The 16,869-nt window shown below is 65.4% G+C and carries 15 protein-coding genes; 11 read left to right on the forward strand and 4 right to left on the reverse strand.

Annotation, left to right across the window (positions count from 1 at the left end):
• Positions 1-150: 150 nt before the first annotated feature.
• Positions 151-888 (reverse strand): 3-oxoacyl-[acyl-carrier-protein] reductase, encoded by a 738-nt coding sequence (gene fabG / locus P0086_RS04530; protein WP_112597539.1) that lies wholly within the window; start codon positions 886-888, stop codon positions 151-153.
• A 53-nt stretch (positions 889-941) separates the two neighbouring features.
• Positions 942-1,886, reverse strand: a complete 945-nt coding sequence (fabD, locus tag P0086_RS04535; protein ID WP_112597538.1) for an ACP S-malonyltransferase — start codon at positions 1,884-1,886, stop codon at positions 942-944.
• Between the two features lie 219 nt (positions 1,887-2,105).
• Here fabD and P0086_RS04540 point away from each other — a divergent pair, with 219 nt between their 5' ends.
• Both P0086_RS04540 and P0086_RS04545 read left to right on the forward strand, forming a co-directional pair.
• Positions 2,106-3,536, forward strand: a complete 1,431-nt coding sequence (locus P0086_RS04540) for a tetratricopeptide repeat protein (protein WP_275782977.1) — start codon at positions 2,106-2,108, stop codon at positions 3,534-3,536.
• 229 nt (positions 3,537-3,765) lie between these two features.
• Positions 3,766-4,809 (forward strand): aldo/keto reductase, encoded by a 1,044-nt coding sequence (locus tag P0086_RS04545; protein ID WP_275782980.1) that lies wholly within the window; start codon positions 3,766-3,768, stop codon positions 4,807-4,809.
• Between the two features lie 50 nt (positions 4,810-4,859).
• Here P0086_RS04545 and P0086_RS04550 read toward each other — a convergent pair whose 3' ends face one another.
• Both P0086_RS04550 and P0086_RS04555 read right to left on the reverse strand, forming a co-directional pair.
• Positions 4,860-6,551: a peroxidase family protein gene (locus tag P0086_RS04550; RefSeq protein WP_275782983.1), complete on the reverse strand. Its 1,692-nt coding sequence runs from the start codon at positions 6,549-6,551 to the stop codon at positions 4,860-4,862.
• A 296-nt stretch (positions 6,552-6,847) separates the two neighbouring features.
• Positions 6,848-7,168, reverse strand: coding sequence for a hypothetical protein (locus P0086_RS04555; RefSeq protein WP_275782986.1), 321 nt, complete (start codon positions 7,166-7,168; stop codon positions 6,848-6,850).
• Positions 7,169-7,533: 365 nt separating this feature from the next.
• Between P0086_RS04555 and rpsF the strand changes: the two genes are divergently transcribed.
• The 9 genes from rpsF (at position 7,534) to P0086_RS04600 (ending at position 16,866) form a co-directional block, all read left to right on the forward strand.
• The gene (rpsF, locus tag P0086_RS04560; protein ID WP_112597532.1) at positions 7,534-7,989 is read left to right on the forward strand and encodes a 30S ribosomal protein S6; all 456 of its coding nucleotides are present in this window, start codon (positions 7,534-7,536) and stop codon (positions 7,987-7,989) included.
• Positions 7,990-8,013: 24 nt separating this feature from the next.
• Positions 8,014-8,262 (forward strand): 30S ribosomal protein S18, encoded by a 249-nt coding sequence (rpsR, locus tag P0086_RS04565; protein ID WP_097139135.1) that lies wholly within the window; start codon positions 8,014-8,016, stop codon positions 8,260-8,262.
• Between the two features lie 217 nt (positions 8,263-8,479).
• Positions 8,480-9,457, forward strand: coding sequence for a DUF2232 domain-containing protein (locus P0086_RS04570; protein WP_112612978.1), 978 nt, complete (start codon positions 8,480-8,482; stop codon positions 9,455-9,457).
• A gap of 20 nt (positions 9,458-9,477) precedes the next feature.
• A complete protein-coding gene (gene rplI, locus P0086_RS04575; RefSeq protein ID WP_112597528.1) occupies positions 9,478-10,056 on the forward strand; it encodes a 50S ribosomal protein L9 in 579 nt (192 codons plus the stop codon).
• A 181-nt stretch (positions 10,057-10,237) separates the two neighbouring features.
• Positions 10,238-11,524 carry a cyclopropane-fatty-acyl-phospholipid synthase family protein gene (locus tag P0086_RS04580; protein ID WP_112607852.1) on the forward strand — a complete coding sequence of 429 codons (1,287 nt, stop codon included), beginning with the start codon at positions 10,238-10,240 and terminating at the stop codon, positions 11,522-11,524.
• A gap of 376 nt (positions 11,525-11,900) precedes the next feature.
• Entirely contained in the window at positions 11,901-13,403 is a 1,503-nt protein-coding gene (locus P0086_RS04585) for a replicative DNA helicase (RefSeq protein ID WP_275782998.1), read from the forward strand.
• A gap of 438 nt (positions 13,404-13,841) precedes the next feature.
• Entirely contained in the window at positions 13,842-14,264 is a 423-nt protein-coding gene (locus P0086_RS04590; RefSeq protein WP_275783001.1) for a PAS domain-containing protein, read from the forward strand.
• A 14-nt stretch (positions 14,265-14,278) separates the two neighbouring features.
• Entirely contained in the window at positions 14,279-15,829 is a 1,551-nt protein-coding gene (locus P0086_RS04595; RefSeq protein WP_275783003.1) for a sulfite reductase flavoprotein subunit alpha, read from the forward strand.
• Between the two features lie 227 nt (positions 15,830-16,056).
• Positions 16,057-16,866: a cysteine hydrolase gene (locus P0086_RS04600; RefSeq protein ID WP_275783006.1), complete on the forward strand. Its 810-nt coding sequence runs from the start codon at positions 16,057-16,059 to the stop codon at positions 16,864-16,866.
• Positions 16,867-16,869 lie beyond the last annotated feature (3 nt).

Below are 16,869 nucleotides of genomic sequence, written 5' to 3' on the forward strand. Positions count from 1 at the left end.
CGCCGCAAAAAGCCTGCATACCCCGGTCGACTGCTGACAGTCATGGCCCGCTTAACACGGTTTAAGTCTGTCGCAAAGTCCGAAAATCGCCGGGCATCGCACGGTCAACATGCTATTTTCACGCGACAACCCGGTCTTTTCGCCGCCTTGTCAGATCATCGCCATGCCGCCGTTCACGTGCAGGGTCTGGCCGGTCATGTACGCCGCCTCCGACGAGGCGAGATAGACGACCGCAGACGAGACCTCCGCACCGGTGCCCATGCGCTTCATCGGGATCGCTCCCATGATCGCTTCTTTCTGCTTGTCGTTCAGCTTGCCGGTCATCGCGCTTTCGATGAAACCCGGGGCCACGCAGTTGACGGTGACGTTGCGGGTGGCGATCTCCTGGGCCAGCGACTTGGTGAAGCCGATCATGCCCGCCTTGGAGGCGCAGTAGTTCGCCTGGCCGGGATTGCCGGTGACGCCGACGACGGAGGTGATGTTGATGATGCGGCCATAGCGGCGGCGCATCATCGGATGGGTCAGCTCGCGCGTCAGGCGGAAGACGGAGGTGAGGTTCACTTCCAGCACCGCGTCCCAGTCCTCGTCGCTCATGCGCACGAACAGGCCGTCCTTGGTGATGCCGGCGTTGTTGACGAGGATGTCGACGCCGCCGAGCTCGGCCTCGGCCTTCTCGCCGAGCGCCTTGACTTCGGCGCGGTCGGCGAGATTGGCTGGGAAGACGTGCACGCGCTCGCCGAGCGCGTTCGCCAGGGCCTCGAGCTTTTCGACGCGCGTGCCGTGCAGGCCGACGATCGCGCCCTGGGCATGCAGCGACTTGGCGATTTCCTCGCCGATGCCGCCGGACGCGCCGGTTACCAGTGCCTTGCGGCCAGAGAGATCAAACATGGTTGCTGTCCGTTTCCTTGGGCACGGCCCTTGCGGCCGGCCATCCTGGGGTCTCAGCCGCAGAGCGTCTGCAGCAGGTTTTCGATGTCGGTCGCCGTGTTGACGGCGTAGCCGGTGACGGATTTGTCGATGCGACGCGCAAGCCCCGTCAGCACCTTGCCAGAGCCGATCTCATAAAGCGAGGTCACGTCGTTGCCGGCGAACCATTCGACCGTCTCGCGCCAGCGCACCTGGCCGGTGACCTGCTCGACCAGCAGCCGGGCGATTTCTTTGGGATCGGTGACGGGCTGGACGGACACGTTGGCGATGACCGGCACGACCGGCTCGCGGATCGTCACCGCCGCCAGCGCCTCGCGCATCGTCTCGGCGGCCGGCGCCATCAGGGCCGAATGGAAGGGGGCGGAGACCGGCAGCATGATCGCGCGCTTGGCGCCCTTTTCGGTCGCGGTCCGCGCCGCGAGCTCAACGGCGGGCGTCGCCCCGGAGATCACCAGCTGGCCGCCGCCATTGTCGTTGGCGATCTGGCATGAGCCGTGCACCAGCGAGGCGTCGCAGATCGCCTGCACCTCGTCGTGCTCCAGGCCGATGATGGCGGCCATCGCGCCCTCGCCCACCGGGACGGCCGCCTGCATGGCGTCGCCGCGAATGCGCAGCAGCCTGGCGGTGTCGGCAATGGTAAAGGCGCCGGCGGCACAGAGGGCGGAATATTCGCCGAGCGAATGGCCGGCGACGTAGGAGACCGTGTCGCGCAGGATCAGGCCGCGGGCCTCGAGCACGCGGACGATCGCCATCGAGACGGCCATCAGCGCCGGCTGGGCGTTCGACGTCAGGGTGAGCGCGGCCTCCGGGCCCTCGAACATGGTCGCAGACAGCTTCTCCCCAAGGGCGTCGTCGACCTCGGCGAAGACGGCGGCGGCTTCCGCATAGGTCTCCACGAGTTCCTTGCCCATGCCGACAGCCTGGCTGCCCTGGCCCGGAAAGGTGAAAGCGATGGTCATGGGGGTTCTCCCGTCGTTGTTTTCCCCTCCATTCACGGAATGGCGCATCGAGTCAAGATTTGCGCGACCGTCAACAATTTCCCCTATTGCGTGTATAAGGAAATTGATAAATTATAGATTGCAACCAGGAGGGAACCCATGCCCATTCCGCCACGCAAGGCAGTGCCGTCGCCTACCGGTTCCGCTGCGGCATCGGCGGGAACCTCGCATGAAGACATCATGAAAGCCAACCTGCACCAGGTGGAAGTCCTCAGTTTCCGCTTCCTGCTGTTCTGCGCCGCGGTGATCGTCCTCTATTCGTTCTCGGTCGCCCTCGTGACGCCGCCCGCCGCCCAGCAGGTCCAATTCGACGGGGAGTTCGCGCCCGCCTTCGGCACCGCGCGCGGGTTTCTGCTCGGCGTGGGAAGCTATCTGGCGGTGCTGACGGCCGCCGTGGCGGTAGGCGGCCTTCTCGGCTTCCTGTTCGGCATTCCCAGGCTGCTGCAGCGGATGCCGCAGGTCGAGCCCGTCGCCGCCTCACCCTTGTCCATCGGCAACGAGAAGCTGGCCGGACCTGCGTCCGAGACGGGGCAACTTTCCAGATTTGCGGGCAACACGAACCTGGAGGACATCTCCGACTGGCTGACCAAGATCATCGTCGGACTCGGCCTCACCCAGGCACACAACATCTATAAGGCCTTCGTCGACGCACAATCGCAGTTTGCCACCTCCGCGATGGGTGACACGGCAGGCGCCAGCGCGATGTTCGCGGCCATCGTGCTGAGCGGCCTCGTCGCAGGCTTTCTTTTCTTCTATCTGGAAACCCGCACCCGGCTCACCATCCTTCTGGCCTCGGCGGACCACTTCGAGCGCAATCTTTCGCCCGCCCACAAGGCCCTTGCCTACACCGTCCACACCGTCGAGAAGGACGCCCTTCTCGACAAGGTCAGAATTACGCGCGAATCGCCGGATGCCGGTACACCGACGGACATGGACCGGCAGATCGCCAGGGTTCCCTTCAGCGAACTGCGGACGGTCGGCGAGTTCACGGCCTGGGGCGCAGCACAGGAGCGCATCGGCAACGCCGCCGAGGCGGAAAGGGCCTTTCAGGCCGCACTCGCCCTGGATGGGGAGAACCCGAAGATCTACCTCGCCCTGGCATCGGTGCGGCAGCGGCGGGGCGAGAGCGAGCAGGCGGCCAAGCTCCTCACCGACGCCACGGAGAAGTTCTCCGACAATGCCGCGGTCCTCAAGGACACGCTGCTGACGGCGCTCTATGTCCCGCCCCCGACCGGTTACACGACGGCGCTGGCTGCGGCCGACCAGTTGCGGCGGAATTTTCCGGAATCGATGGACGATCCGCAGGTCCAGCTGTGGATCGCGGCAGCGAACGGACAGAAATTCGCCAATCTGAAGGATGGCCCTGAACGGCAAACGGCGAGGACGGCCGCCCTCGAGGCCGTCAGGCGCGTCATCGCGCTTTCGCCCGATCCCGAGAGCCGCGTGCGGATCACCCTGCGCAAGATCTTCAATCCCGCTGCCGAAGGGTCGAACCCGACGGAGAACGACCTCGAAGTGTTCAAGGACGATCCGGCGTTTCAGGAACTGATCAAGCCGAAGCCGCAGGATCCGCAGACACAGGATCCGCAGCCCCAGCATCCGCAGCCCTGAGGACGAAAGCCCACGCCGAAGGCGGGAACCGGGGGCGTTGCGGACGCGCGGCCGGCCGTGGCCCGCGATCGTCGTCACGCCGTCTTGAATTTGCACGCCCAACGATTAACTTCTGCTGCGGCGCAGCCCCGTGCCGCCGGCCTTCCCGCGCCGGCGGCACGGGCGCGCATCCTTCCAATTTCGCCGCGCTGCCTTACGGGCGCGCCGCCCACGCACAGAAACTCCGCTCATGAAATACAATCTTCTCGGCCGGACCGGCATCAAGGTCTCCGAAATCTGCCTCGGCACGATGACCTGGGGCTCGCAGAACAGCGAGGCCGAGGCGCATCTTCAGCTCGACTATGCCCTCGACCGCGGCGTCAACTTCATCGACACCGCCGAACTCTATCCGACCACGCCGCTCTCGCCCGAGACCTACGGCCTGACCGAACGCCACATCGGCTCCTGGCTTTCGGCCCGCGGCAACCGTGACAAGGTGGTACTCGCCTCGAAGGTGGCCGGCCCCGGCCGCAACTATATTCGCGGCGGCAGGCCGATGACGCGGGCAGCGATCCTCGAGGCGATCGAGGGCAGCCTGGAGCGGCTGCGCACCGACTACCTCGACCTCTACCAGTTGCACTGGCCGAACCGCGGCCACTACCATTTCCGCAACGCCTGGACCTACGACCCCTCGCGGCAGGACCGCGCCCGGGTGGCCGAGGAACTGGCCGAGATCCTGCAGACGCTCGGGGAATTGCAGAAGGCCGGCAAGATCCGCGCCGTCGGCCTCTCCAACGAGACCGCATGGGGAACGATGCAGTTCCTCGCCCTGTCGGACAAGCTCGGCCTGCCGCGCATGGCCTCGATCCAGAACGAGTACAACCTGCTCTACCGCAGCTTCGACCTGGACCTTGCCGAGGTTGCGCATCACGAGGATGTCGGGCTCCTGGCCTATTCGCCGCTCGCCGCCGGCCTGCTGACGGGCAAGTACCTCGCCGGCGCGCGTCCGGACGGCTCCCGGCTGACGATCAACGGCGACCTCGGCGGCCGCTACCAGCCGCTGCAGGAGCCGGCCGTTGCGGCCTATGCCGCGCTGGCGCGCGAGCACGGCCTCGACCTCGCGCAGCTTTCGATCGCCTTCTGCCTGACCCGCCCCTTCATGGCCTCCGTCATCATCGGCGCGACGACGATGGAGCAGTTGAAGACCGACATCGCCGCGGCAGGCGTCGCCCTCTCCGAGGACGTGCTCAGCGGCATCGGCCGGATCCACCGGCAGTATCCGGCACCGATCTGAGCCTCTCCCATCCGTGGCCCGGCGGCACCGCCCGGGCCACGGGGATCGCGCTAGCCGGCGGCGGCCACCGCCGCGGCAGCGCCCGCCTGCGCCGCCGGAACCACGACGATCTTGCCGAAGGGCGTGCCGTCGATCGGAAGACGGGACAGCCGGATGATCGCAGGCAGGCCCCATTCGTTGTTGCCTTCCACGTCATTGTCGGCGTCGATCGGCAGTTCGGCCGGATCCTCGCCGAAATCGATCGGCGTGCCGTCCTCTTTCTTTCCGGTCAACAGGGGATCGCGATGCGGCCGCCAGGTCGGCTGCTGGTTCAGCCAGGACAGCGGGTCGCCCTTCAGGATCCCGGCAAAGGTCGCCGCGACGATGATCGAGCCGACCGGGCCGAGCTTGCCGTCCGCCCGCGTTTCGGCCTCCTTCAGCACGTAGTACCACAGCGTCTTCGGCTCGCCTTCCGCGAGCGGAACGGGCGTGAGCCCGAACAGGCGGGCGACGTCCTCTCCGGCCGGCAGCTTCATCCGAACGCCACGGACCAGGTTTCGCGCGGCCAGCACGTTCAGGAGCTTCTTCGGATCGCCGGGGTTCGCCGGATCCTCGTGCAGGTGCAAAAGGGCATTGGCGAGCCTGGTGTCGATCCTGCGGGCACGCTGCGGGAACGGGCCGCGGGACGTCGTCATCTTCAGGAACCAGTCCCACTGCAGCACGCGGACGAGGTCGAACGGCACGCCCCCCTTCAGGCTGGAGCGGCCATGATCGTCGAAGATCGGGAAGAAGACGTTGAAGCCCGCCGGGGGTTTGCGGGAATTGGTCTGGTAGGCGTTGCGCACCATCGAATGGCCGAAGCGATAGGCAGCGACGGAGAACTCGACCGGCATGAAGGGATCCTGCTTCCAGTCGTAGACGTCGTCCCTGTAGCCCATTTCCCAGAGCATCCGGCCGTCGGGCTGGGCTTTTTCCTCCAGCGCCGTCGCGTGGACGACGGAATCGGTGACGCGCCTGACGAAGTCGCTCCAGACGATCCACTGGTAGAGCCAGCGCAGCGTCTTTCGCGCCGCCTCGAACCGCTCGTTGACGGTGGCGCCCGGCATGGCGCGCGTGGCCCGGTCGAAGAGGCGGTTGTGGGCGAGCAGGAAGGCGAGATGGATATGGGCGACGATGATGTTCTCGTCGTTACGGGGATCGCCGATCAGCGCCCGGTTCTCCGAATTGCGCGGCAGGTCGTGAAAGGTGTCGGGCACGTTGGCAAAGCCGTTCGGCGCCCCCTCGAACGTGCCGGGGTTGAACGGGGCGACGAGAAACTTGCCGGTGAAGGCGCCCAGGGCGTCGTGCGCGTAGAGATGCGGCTGGGCGGCCGGGCCCTGGCCGTAAAGACAGTCCAGATCGAGGCGCGGCGTGCGGAAGTTGTGCAGGCGGTTGGGATCGACCTCGGCGGAACTCAGCGGCGTCACGTCCAGCGTCATGTCGTGATCGACGAACTGGCCGAAATAGACATAGCCGGACGGGATGTCCGAATCGAAGGGCTCGACGGCGTTCGGATCGGCGGCCTTCAGAAGATCGGCGATCGACTGTCCGGGAAACTCCACCATGGCCTCGGAAGCGAACTTCAGGAAGTGCTCCTCCAGCTTGTGCTCGGGCACGCCCGGCGGCGACCAGGGGGCGAGGTCGGGAAAGAGGCGGCCGAAACCGCCCTGATAGGATCGCGAGCGCGGCGCGGTGACTTCAAAATTCTTGCTGCCATGGTCCATGTCCAAGCCTCCTCGGTTCGAAGCCATTTCCATCTATTGGTGTTTTTTAACATAGATACAACCATGATGTGCCTGTATGGGCCGGTTGGCAACCGGCCGTGGCATCAGGCAAAAGGCGTAGGATGGAGGCAGGGGGCGCCGGAGGCCGGCGATGAGCGGAACCGTGCCGCGGACACGACAAAGCCCGCCACAGGGGCGGGCTTCGCGCAGTGCGGACCCAAACTTAGACCATGGTCCGCCGTCGGCGGGCGCCAAGAGAGGCTCCCGCCTATTCTATCCGTCATGCGCGCCCTGCGTTACTGGGCGGGCGCGGGGGCCGGCTGGGCCGGCTGAACCGGGGCCGGGTCGGCGGCGCCGTCGGTCGGGGCTGCGGCCGGCGGCGTTGCCGGTGCCGGCTCCTGGGTGCCGATCGAAGAGGTGTTGGCGTTCGGATCCACACCGTCGCCGGTGCCGCTGCCCATGAAGTAGAAGGCGCCTACGGCGACCAGCACGGCGACGATCGCCGCCACGGCCCATCCGCCCGCTCCGCTGCCGCCGGTGCTGGAGGTGACGACCGTGGTCCGGTCCTCCGGCGGTCGGGTTTCATGAAGGGGACGGTTCTCTACAGGATCTTGCATTTGTCCTCGCTCCTCTTTGGTTGCGTCGGGATGGATAACGCACGCTTGCGCATCTGGTTCCCGATCGAGTGCGGGGGCGTGGCCGCACCGTCCTGCCGTCTGGCCTCCGCCCCTTGCGTTCTGCGGAAAAATCCGTATAAGCGCGCTGTTCAATACACCCGGTCTTCTCGGCTGGTGGCTGTACGGAGGGCCGTTTCCTCTAAAGGGAAACGACAGGAACGGTAGCGTTCCGGCCTCCCGTGTCTCCGCTCTCGACCGTATAGATGAAACGCTTTTCTTGCCCGGCCGCACGGCCTCTGAGATCAGTCGTTGAGGCTTGGCGCCGGTTTCCGGGTGTGGATCAAACGCAAGAAAGGCAAAGCCACATGGCTCTCTACGAACATGTATTCCTGGCCCGCCAGGACGTGTCCGCCCAGCAGGTCGACGCGCTCGTCGAACAGTACAAGGGCGTGATCGAATCCTTCGGCGGCAAGGTCGGCCGGGTCGAGAACTGGGGCCTCAAGTCCCTGACCTACCGCATCAAGAAGAACCGCAAGGCGCATTACGCGCTGATGGACATTGACGCTCCGGCCGCCGCCATCCACGAGATGGAACGCCAGATGCGCATCAACGAAGACGTCCTGCGCTACATGACCATCGCCGTCGAAGCCCACGAAGAAGGCCCGTCCGCGATGATGCAGAAGCGCGACCGCGACGACCGCCCGCGCCGTGACGGTGACGACCGCGGCCCGCGCCGCGAGTTCGGCGACCGCGGCCCGCGCCGCGATTTCGGCGACCGCCCGCCCCGCGGCGACCGTCCGCCCCGCGAAGACCGCGCGTAACCGAAGCCGAAGGAGACAACGACAATGGCTGATATTTCTTCCGCTCCGGCACGCCGCCCGTTCCACCGCCGTCGCAAGACCTGCCCGTTCTCCGGCGCCAACGCACCGAAGATCGACTACAAGGACGTGCGCCTGCTCTCGCGCTACATTTCCGAGCGCGGCAAGATCGTTCCGTCCCGCATCACGGCCGTTTCCCAGAAGAAGCAGCGCGAACTCGCCAAGGCGATCAAGCGCGCCCGCTTCCTCGGCCTCCTGCCCTACGTCGTCGCCTGATTGAGGCCGACGCGGCACGCCGGCTCCGGCCGGCCTGCCGACATGCTTTCGGGAAGGCGGACGCCGCCTTCCCTCTCCCTTCCGCGTTGGGCGCGGATCGGAACACCATCGGCAGGAAAGCCAACCGGCTGCCGGCCAAAATCCCATGTTGGGGAGCCGTTCCTGAAGCCATCTGGCGGGACACTCCTCTAACTGTCGAAAACGACAGGACAGCGCTGTGAAGAACCTGGACTGGACCTCGATTGCGACCGGGCTCGTTGCCGGTGTGACCGCCGCTCTGCTTTCGCTGAGCGCGAACGTCCAGTCTGTCCTGTCGATTGTCCTCTTCGCCGCCTCGGCGCTGCCGATCCTCATTGCCGGGCTCGGCTGGGGCAATGCCAGCGCGCTGATCGCGGTGATCGCCGGCGGCTGCGTCGCCGCGGCACTGGCGTCGTCGCATTTCGCGCTCATGATCGTCATCATCACGCTGATCCCGGCCGGCTGGCTCAGCAACCTCGCCAACCTCGCCCGCCCGGCTTCCGAGATCGGCGGCCCGAAGGACGCGCTGGCCTGGTATCCGATGTCGAACATCCTGACGCATCTGGCGATCATGGTGACGCTCGGACTGATCGCGGTCGGCTGGATCGTCGGCTACAGCAGCGCGCTCGCAAGCCAGATGGTCGAGGTGATGATCGCGGTGCTGCAGGAGCAGGAGCCGCTCTACAATCCCGATGCCGCGACTGTCGCCCAGATGAAGGCGATGTTCGGCCTCGGTCTGCCGCTCGTGCAGGGTGCGCTGTGGGTGCTTCTCCTGTTTGCCGCCTTCTACATCGCGTCCGCCATCGTGCGCCTGTCGGGCAAGGGGCTGCGGCCGCGCGAGGACATGCCGATGGCGGTGCGCATGCACCGCAACGCCGTTTTCGTCTTCCTCGGCGGGCTGATCCTGTGCTTCCTCGGTGGACTGCCGGCCATCATCGGCGCGCTGGTCTGCGGCACGTTCGGCGCCGGCTTCGTGCTATCCGGCTTCGCCATCCTGCACTACCGCACGCGCGGCAAGCCCTGGCGGCTGGCAGCCCTCTGGCTCGCCTACGCCTCGGTCATCCTGCTCGCGTTGCCGGTGCTGCTCATCCTCATCCTCGGCCTGACCGACACGCGGCGCACCATCGCGCTGACGCCGGCAGGCCCGAAGACTGAAACGAAATCCAACAACATCTGAATGCAAAGAAAGGTACCAAAATGGAAGTGATCCTCCTCGAACGTATTTCCAAGCTCGGCCAGATGGGCGAGACGGTGAAGGTCCGTGACGGCTTCGCCCGCAACTACCTCCTGCCGCTCGGCAAGGCGCTGCGCGCCAACGAAGCCAACAAGAAGCGCTTCGAAGCCGAGCGCGCCACGCTGGAAGCCCGCAACCTCGAGCGCAAGTCGGAAGCCCAGAAGGTCGCCGACAAGCTCGACGGCAAGTCCTTCGTCATCGTCCGCTCCGCCGGCGAAACCGGCCAGCTCTACGGCTCGGTCGCTGCCCGCGACATCATCGAGGCGCTGGCGAGCGAAGGCTTCAACGTCGGCCGCAACCAGGTCGAGCTGAACACGCCGATCAAGGCGATCGGCCTGCACAAGGTCGTCCTGCACCTGCATGCCGAAGTCGAGATCTCGGTCCAGATCAACGTCGCCCGTTCGGCCGACGAAGCCGAGCGCCAGGCCAAGGGCGAGACCCTGACCTCGGCGGACGCCATCTACGGCGTCGACGAAGACGCGCTGAAGCCGGAAGACTTCTTCGATCCGGAAGCGGACCGCGAAGAGTCCGAAGAGGCCTGAGGCGGCCACGAGCGGCGGCCCGCCGCCGCTCCCAGCTCCCGCGATACGTGCAAAAACCCGGGTTGAAATCCGGGTTTTTTTGTTATCTGTTAGTGTGATCAGACTGGAAAGGCGGTCGGGCCGCTCCCAGGCCGGTTTCCGACCAGACCCGCTCCGCCGCAGCCTGCGATGGAGTCCGCTGATGAAAATCATACTTTCTTCGACGATTTCGCGCCTGGTACGACGCGGCAACCTGAAACTGACATTTCCCGACGGCACAACCATGGAAGCCGGCGATCGCACGGGCAAGCCGGTCCATGTGCGACTGAACAGCAAGCGGGCCCAGTGGGGTCTGGTCTTCGATCCCGGCTTCTACCTCGGCCACTACTACGGTACCGGCGATATCGATCTCGTCGAAGGCGACATGTACGACCTGCTGGAGACCGTCTTCACCGGCAATCCCGATTTCAAGTACTACGACAGCCGCTGGAACCGCTTCCTGGAGCGGATGCGCTATCCCCTGCGCTGGCTGCGGGAGAAGAACAGTGTCCGCCGCTCGCGCGACAACGTGCAGCATCACTACGACCTCACCGGCGCGCTCTACGATCTCTTTCTCGACGAGGACAAGCAGTATTCCTGCGCCTATTTCGAAACACCGGATCAGAGCCTGGACGATGCGCAGCTCGCCAAGAAGAGGCACATCGCCGCGAAGCTGACGATGGGGCGGCCCGGCCTTTCCGTGCTCGACATCGGCAGCGGCTGGGGCGGCATGGCGCTCTATCTCGCCCGCAATCTCGGCGCGCGCGTCACCGGGGTGACGCTCTCGAACGAACAGTTCGCGGTCTCGCGCGAGCGCGCCAGGGAAGCCGGCCTCGACAACGAGGTGCGCTTCCTGCTCGAGGACTATCGAAACGCGCCCGACACTTACGACCGCATCGTCTCGGTGGGTATGTTCGAACATGTCGGGCGGCCGAACTACCTGCGGTTCTTCCGCAAGGCCGCCTCGCTGCTGCGGCGGGACGGGGTCATGCTGCTGCACACGATCGGCAGGACGGATGCGCCCACGACCAACAACCCGTTCATCGAGAAGTACATCTTCCCCGGCGGCTACATCCCGGCACTGTCGGAGGTGATGCGGGCGGTCGAGAAATCGGGGCTGGCGATCACCGACATCGAGATCCTGCGGCTGCATTATGCCGAGACGCTGCGGCACTGGCGCCAGCGCTTCATGGCGCGCCGCGACGAGGCGAAGGCGCTCTACGACGAATGTTTCTGCCGGATCTGGGAATTCTACCTGGCCGCATCCGAAAGCGCCTTCCGCTGGCAGAACCTCGTGGTGTTCCAGTTGCAACTCGCCCATGACCAGACCGCGGTGCCGGTCACGCGCGACTACATCGAGCAGGGCGAAGGCTGTCTGAAGGCCCGCGAGGGCGACGGCAAGGCGCGGGCCGGCGGCGCCCGGAAGTTCCCGCAGGAGGCCACGATCTGAAAGGCGCACCGGCGGCGCGGAAACCGTCGCGCCCGATCGCAGACCCATCGCCCGACCGGGCGATGGCCGCCTTCCCTTGGCCGGGAGCCGGCATGTCCCGCCCTCCGCCGCCGCCCGGTTCCCCTTCCCCACATGACCGATTCTCTGCCGATGGGCGTCAAGGCCGCCGGGGCGAATCCGCGCCTGCAGCCGCCGATTTTTCGCCGCTGTGGGCTTTGCGCACGGGCGTGGCTGTGGATAGGTCGAAGAGCGTGTCCAATCGCGACCCGGCCGATTTCGATGGGCAGCGGGACGCAGTCGACGCTTGACCCTGGCGCGGCGCGGAGTGAAAGCAGGACTCTTCAATGCAGAAATGGATTCGGGAGATTCGGGCCAGATGAACGACGCTGTGCGAAAGCTTGCCAATCCGGGCCGGGACGATCTTGGGGCACACCACCGCGAGGCACCGAGCAACATCGAGGCCGAGCAGGCGCTTCTGGGCGCGATCCTGGTCAACAACGACGCCTACTATCGCGTCTCCGATTTCCTCAAGCCGATCCATTTCCAGGAACCGCTCCACCGCAAGATCTTCGAGCTCGCCGGCGACACGATCCGCATGGGCAAGATCGCCACCACGATCACGCTGAAGACGCATCTGCCGGCCGACGGCCGCGTCGGCGACCTGACGATCCCGCAGTACCTCGCCCGCCTCGCCGCCGAGGCCGTCACCATCATCAATGCCGAGGACTACGGCCGCGCCATCTACGACCTGGCGCTGCGGCGCTCGCTGATCACCATCGGCGAGGACATGGTCAATATCGCCTATGACGCGCCGCTGGACATGCCCCCGCAGAGCCAGATCGAGGATGCGGAGCGCCGGCTGTTCGAACTCGCCGAGACCGGCCGCTACGACGGCGGCTTCCAGTCGTTCAACGATGCCGTGGCGCTGGCGATCGACATGGCAGGCGCGGCCTTCGAGCGCGACGGCTCGCTGTCGGGCATCTCCACCGGCATCCACTCGCTCGACGCCCGCATGGGCGGCCTGCAGCGCTCGGACCTGATCGTGCTCGCCGGCCGTCCCGGCATGGGCAAGACCTCGCTCGCCACCAACATCGCCTACAACATCGCCGCCGCCTACGAGCCGGAGGTGCAGGCCGACGGCTCGTTCAAGGCTAAAAACGGCGGCGTCGTCGGCTTCTACTCGCTGGAAATGTCGTCCGAGCAGCTCGCCACCCGCATCATCTCCGAGCAGACGGAAGTCTCCTCGTCGAAGATCCGCCGCGGCGACATTTCGGAGGCCGACTTCGAAAAGCTCGTCGCCTGCTCGCAGATGATGCAGAAGGTGCCGCTGTTCATCGACCAGACCGGCGGCATCTCGATCGCCCAGCTCTCCGCCCGCGCCCGGCGCCTGAAGCGGCAGCGCGGGCTCGACTGCCTGGTGGTGGACTATATCCAGCTGATGACCGGCTCGGGCAAATCCAGCGACAACCGCGTGCAGGAAATCACCCAGATCACCACCGGCCTGAAGGCGCTCGGCAAGGAGCTGAACGTGCCGATCATCGCGCTCTCCCAGCTTTCCCGCCAGGTGGAAAGCCGCGAGGACAAGCGGCCGCAGCTGTCGGACCTGCGCGAATCGGGCTCGATCGAGCAGGACGCCGACGTGGTGCTGTTCGTGTTCCGCGAGGAATACTACGTCAAGAACCTCGAGCCGCGCGACGAGTTCGACCCGAAATACGAAGAATGGAAGATGCAGTTCGAGAAGGTGAAGGGCACGGCCGACGTGATCATCGCCAAGCAGCGTCACGGCCCGACCGGGACGGTGAAGCTCGCCTTCCAGTCCGAGTTCACCCGCTTCGCCGACCTCGCCGACCCGTCGTTCTCGCAATACGAAGAACACTGACCGGCGAAAGCTCCGGCCGCTGCGCCGCCGGATTGCGCCGCGGATCCACGACGGTGGCCGCTGCCGCTTGACGGCGGCCGCAGCGTTGCGCCCCGGACCTGCATCAAACTGCCCTCGCGGGTCGCGAGGATCGGCCGCGGGAAACCCGATCATCCCGGCTTCCGGCCCGGTCCCGGCGGGGCCGCATGACGGCCCGCCCCGCTCTGTCTCACCTCTCCACGACAAATCTCTCCGGCCTTCCCCCTGCCCGCGGGAAGGGCCGGCTGCGCCTTGCGTCAGGCCTCCCAAAGGTCGGCCGAAGACGGGTCCGGACCGGCCGGCCGCGTCATCCGGTCGCAATAAACATACATTTGATTTACATGTTTAAACCCCACCCCTATAACCACCAGCGAGGAGGAGGACACGCGACCAACCAGCCGTTCGGAAAGGTGCAGAACAATGGAAGACGGACTCAACGCGAAAGTTCTCGAAGCGCTCGACAAGGTCATGGTGATCTCGACCACGGACCTGCAGGGCAACATCACCTACGTCAACGACCTCTTTTGCGAGCTGACCGGCTACAGCCGGGAAGAGCTCATCGGCAAGCCGCACAACATCGTTCGCCACCCGGACGTTCCGAAGAGCGTCTACAAGGACCTGTGGCAGACCATCAAGGAAGGAAAGACCTGGAGCGGCGCCTTTCCGAACGTCGGCAAGGGCGGCGCCCTCTATGTCGTCGACACGACCATCCAGCCGGTGCGCGATCGCGACGGCAAGATCGTCGAGTACATCAGTATCCGGCGTGTGATCAACGATCTCATGGCCGACTTCGAACAACTGGAGTCGTCCAAGGAATACTACGATCAATACTACGGCAACTGAAGTGGCGTTCGATCATGACATCAGACGGAAATCGGCTCGCGATCGCCTTCGGATCGGAGACCGGCAACGCGCGGAGACTGGCCGAACGGCTCGGTCTCGACCCGGCATTCGCCCCCTTTGAGCCTTCGATCACGCCGCTGGGGGAGTTCGACCTGGCGGCCTTCGACCATCGGCATCGGCTGGTGATCATTTCCAGCTCCTTCGGCGACGGCGAGCCCCCCGCAAATGCGGAGGGCTTCCTGGAACGGCTGAAGGACCTGCCCCAGCCCCAGCGCCTCCGCTATGCCATCTTCGGCATCGGCGACGTCGCCTACCCCCATTTCTGCGGCTTCACGAAAGGCCTGGACGCGGCGCTGCGCGACGCCGGCGCCGTCCCCTTTGCCAACCGCGTCGATGCGGACACGGATTTCGACGGCTTCTTCGAGATCTGGCGGTCCGCGTTGCTGTCGGCGCTGAAGGGCGACGAGGCCGCGGCCCTGTCGCTTGCGCTGCAGGTGAAATCATACGGAGAAAACAACACCTTCGACGCGCCTATCATCGAAAGGCAGACGCTCAACGGCACCGCCCCCTTCGCCTGGCACTATCGCTTCGGCATCGAAGGCAGCGGCATCAACTATCGGGCCGGAGACAATCTCTATCTCGTGCCCGAGAACGATCCCGAGCTGCTGTCGCAACTGGCGGAATGGTTTGGCGAGCCCGGCGCCTTCGAGCTGTTTTCAGCGAAGGAACTGAGGAGCATCGGCAAGTCGTTCCTGCGGCAACTGGCGCGGCTTACGGAGAACAACGCCCTCAAGGAGCTCCTGAAGATCGCCAACAAGATCGCGCTGGAGGACTACCTCTATGGCCGTGATCTCCTTGATATCCTGCAGGATTTCGCAACGCCCGGGGCAGTGGCCGCCGCCGAGGTGGCCTCCCACCTGCCGGCAATCCAGCCGCGCGCCTACTCGATCGCCTCGCACGGCAATCCGGACTATATCGACCTGTGCATCCGCAACGTGAGCTACGAGCTTCAGGGCCGCAGGCGTGCGGGCGCGGCGACGGGATACCTGGACAGGACGACCGGCACGGTGCCGATCTTCGTCCGGGCCAATCCGAGGTTCCATCTCTCGTCCGCCTCGGACCATCCGCTCATCCTGGTCGGCACCGGTACCGGCATCGGCCCCTTCATGGGGATGCTCGAACAGGCCGGACGCAGCGCGCGCTCGGCGCACACATGCCTCGTCTTCGGCGACCGCCGCAGCTCGTCCGACTTCCTCTACGAGGACAGGATACGGAACTGGGAGCGTTCGGACGTCGTCGGCAGCCTGATCACCGCATTCTCGCGTGACGGTGCCGAGCCCTACTATGTCCAGCATGCCCTGATGGAAAACGCCGACCACATCTGGCAGCTGCTCGACCAGGGTGCCCATGTCTACGTCTGCGGCAACAAGGCGAACCTCGACCGATCGATCGACGACGTCATCCGCAACATCGCCGCCCGCGCCGGCGGGCTGCCCGAGGACCGGGCCGAGCACTTCGTGCACGAACTGGTGCTGAACGAGCGACTGCACAAGGAACTGTACTGAATGGGCAGAGGTATCGGCCCGGCAGATTGAATGCCGGCACGAAACCATCGCTCGGGATTGTCTCCAGCCATGGAGACAATCCTCCGCTCCGAAATATTGACCTCGGCGAACCCACCGGGGATCCATGTATACCTCGATATATCTTTCCCAGAAGTCGCCTAACGAGCATGCTTGGCGGCATTTCAGGCCTTTTTTCAAAGTCAACACGTAAGAATAGGAGTATATCCATGTGCAGTGACTGCGATTCCGGCAGACGAACATTTCTGGCCACACTCGCCGGTGCCGGCGCGCTGGGCGCGCTGGCGGGCGCGAGCACGAGCAGCGCCGAGGCCGCCGGCCTCGATGCCTACGCCGATCCGGCAAATCCGGCCCTTCCCCCGACGAACATGCAGCTCAATCTCGCGCGGACGGCGCTGGTGGTCATCGACCCGCAGGTCGATTTCATGAGCCCGGCGAGCCCCGCCTGGCCCGTCGTCGGCGAAAGCGTCACCGAGCTGAACACCGTTCCCAACCTCGTGCGCCTGTTCAAGGCCGCCAAGTCGGCCGGGATTCCAGTGGTGATATCGCCCCATTACTACTATCCGCACGACCACCACTGGAAGGTCGAGGGCCCGCTCGAGATCCTGCAGCATCGGCTGGGCATGTTCGATCGGAAGGGCCCGCTGACGCTCGACGGCTTCGCGGGGTCGGGCGCCGAATGGATGCCCGAGTTCAAGGAATACATCGAGGACGGGAAGACGATCGTGTGCTCCCCGCACAAGCTCTACGGGCCGCAGGCGAACGACCTCGTGCTGCAGCTCGGAAAGCAGGGCGTGAACCATATCATCCTCACCGGAATGGCCGCCAACCTGTGCGTCGAATCCCATCTGCGGCATCTTCTGGAACAGGGCTTCGAAGTCGCCGTGGTGCGAGACGCGATCGCGGCGGCAAAATTCCCCGAGGGCGACGGTTACCTGGCGGCGCTGATCAATTTCCGCTTCATCGCAAACGGTCTCTGGACCACCGACGAGACGCTGAAGAAGCTCAGCGCCGCCTAGGCG

The sequence above is a fragment of the Mycoplana sp. MJR14 genome (assembly GCF_029210525.1).
Lineage (GTDB): Bacteria > Pseudomonadota > Alphaproteobacteria > Rhizobiales > Rhizobiaceae > Mycoplana.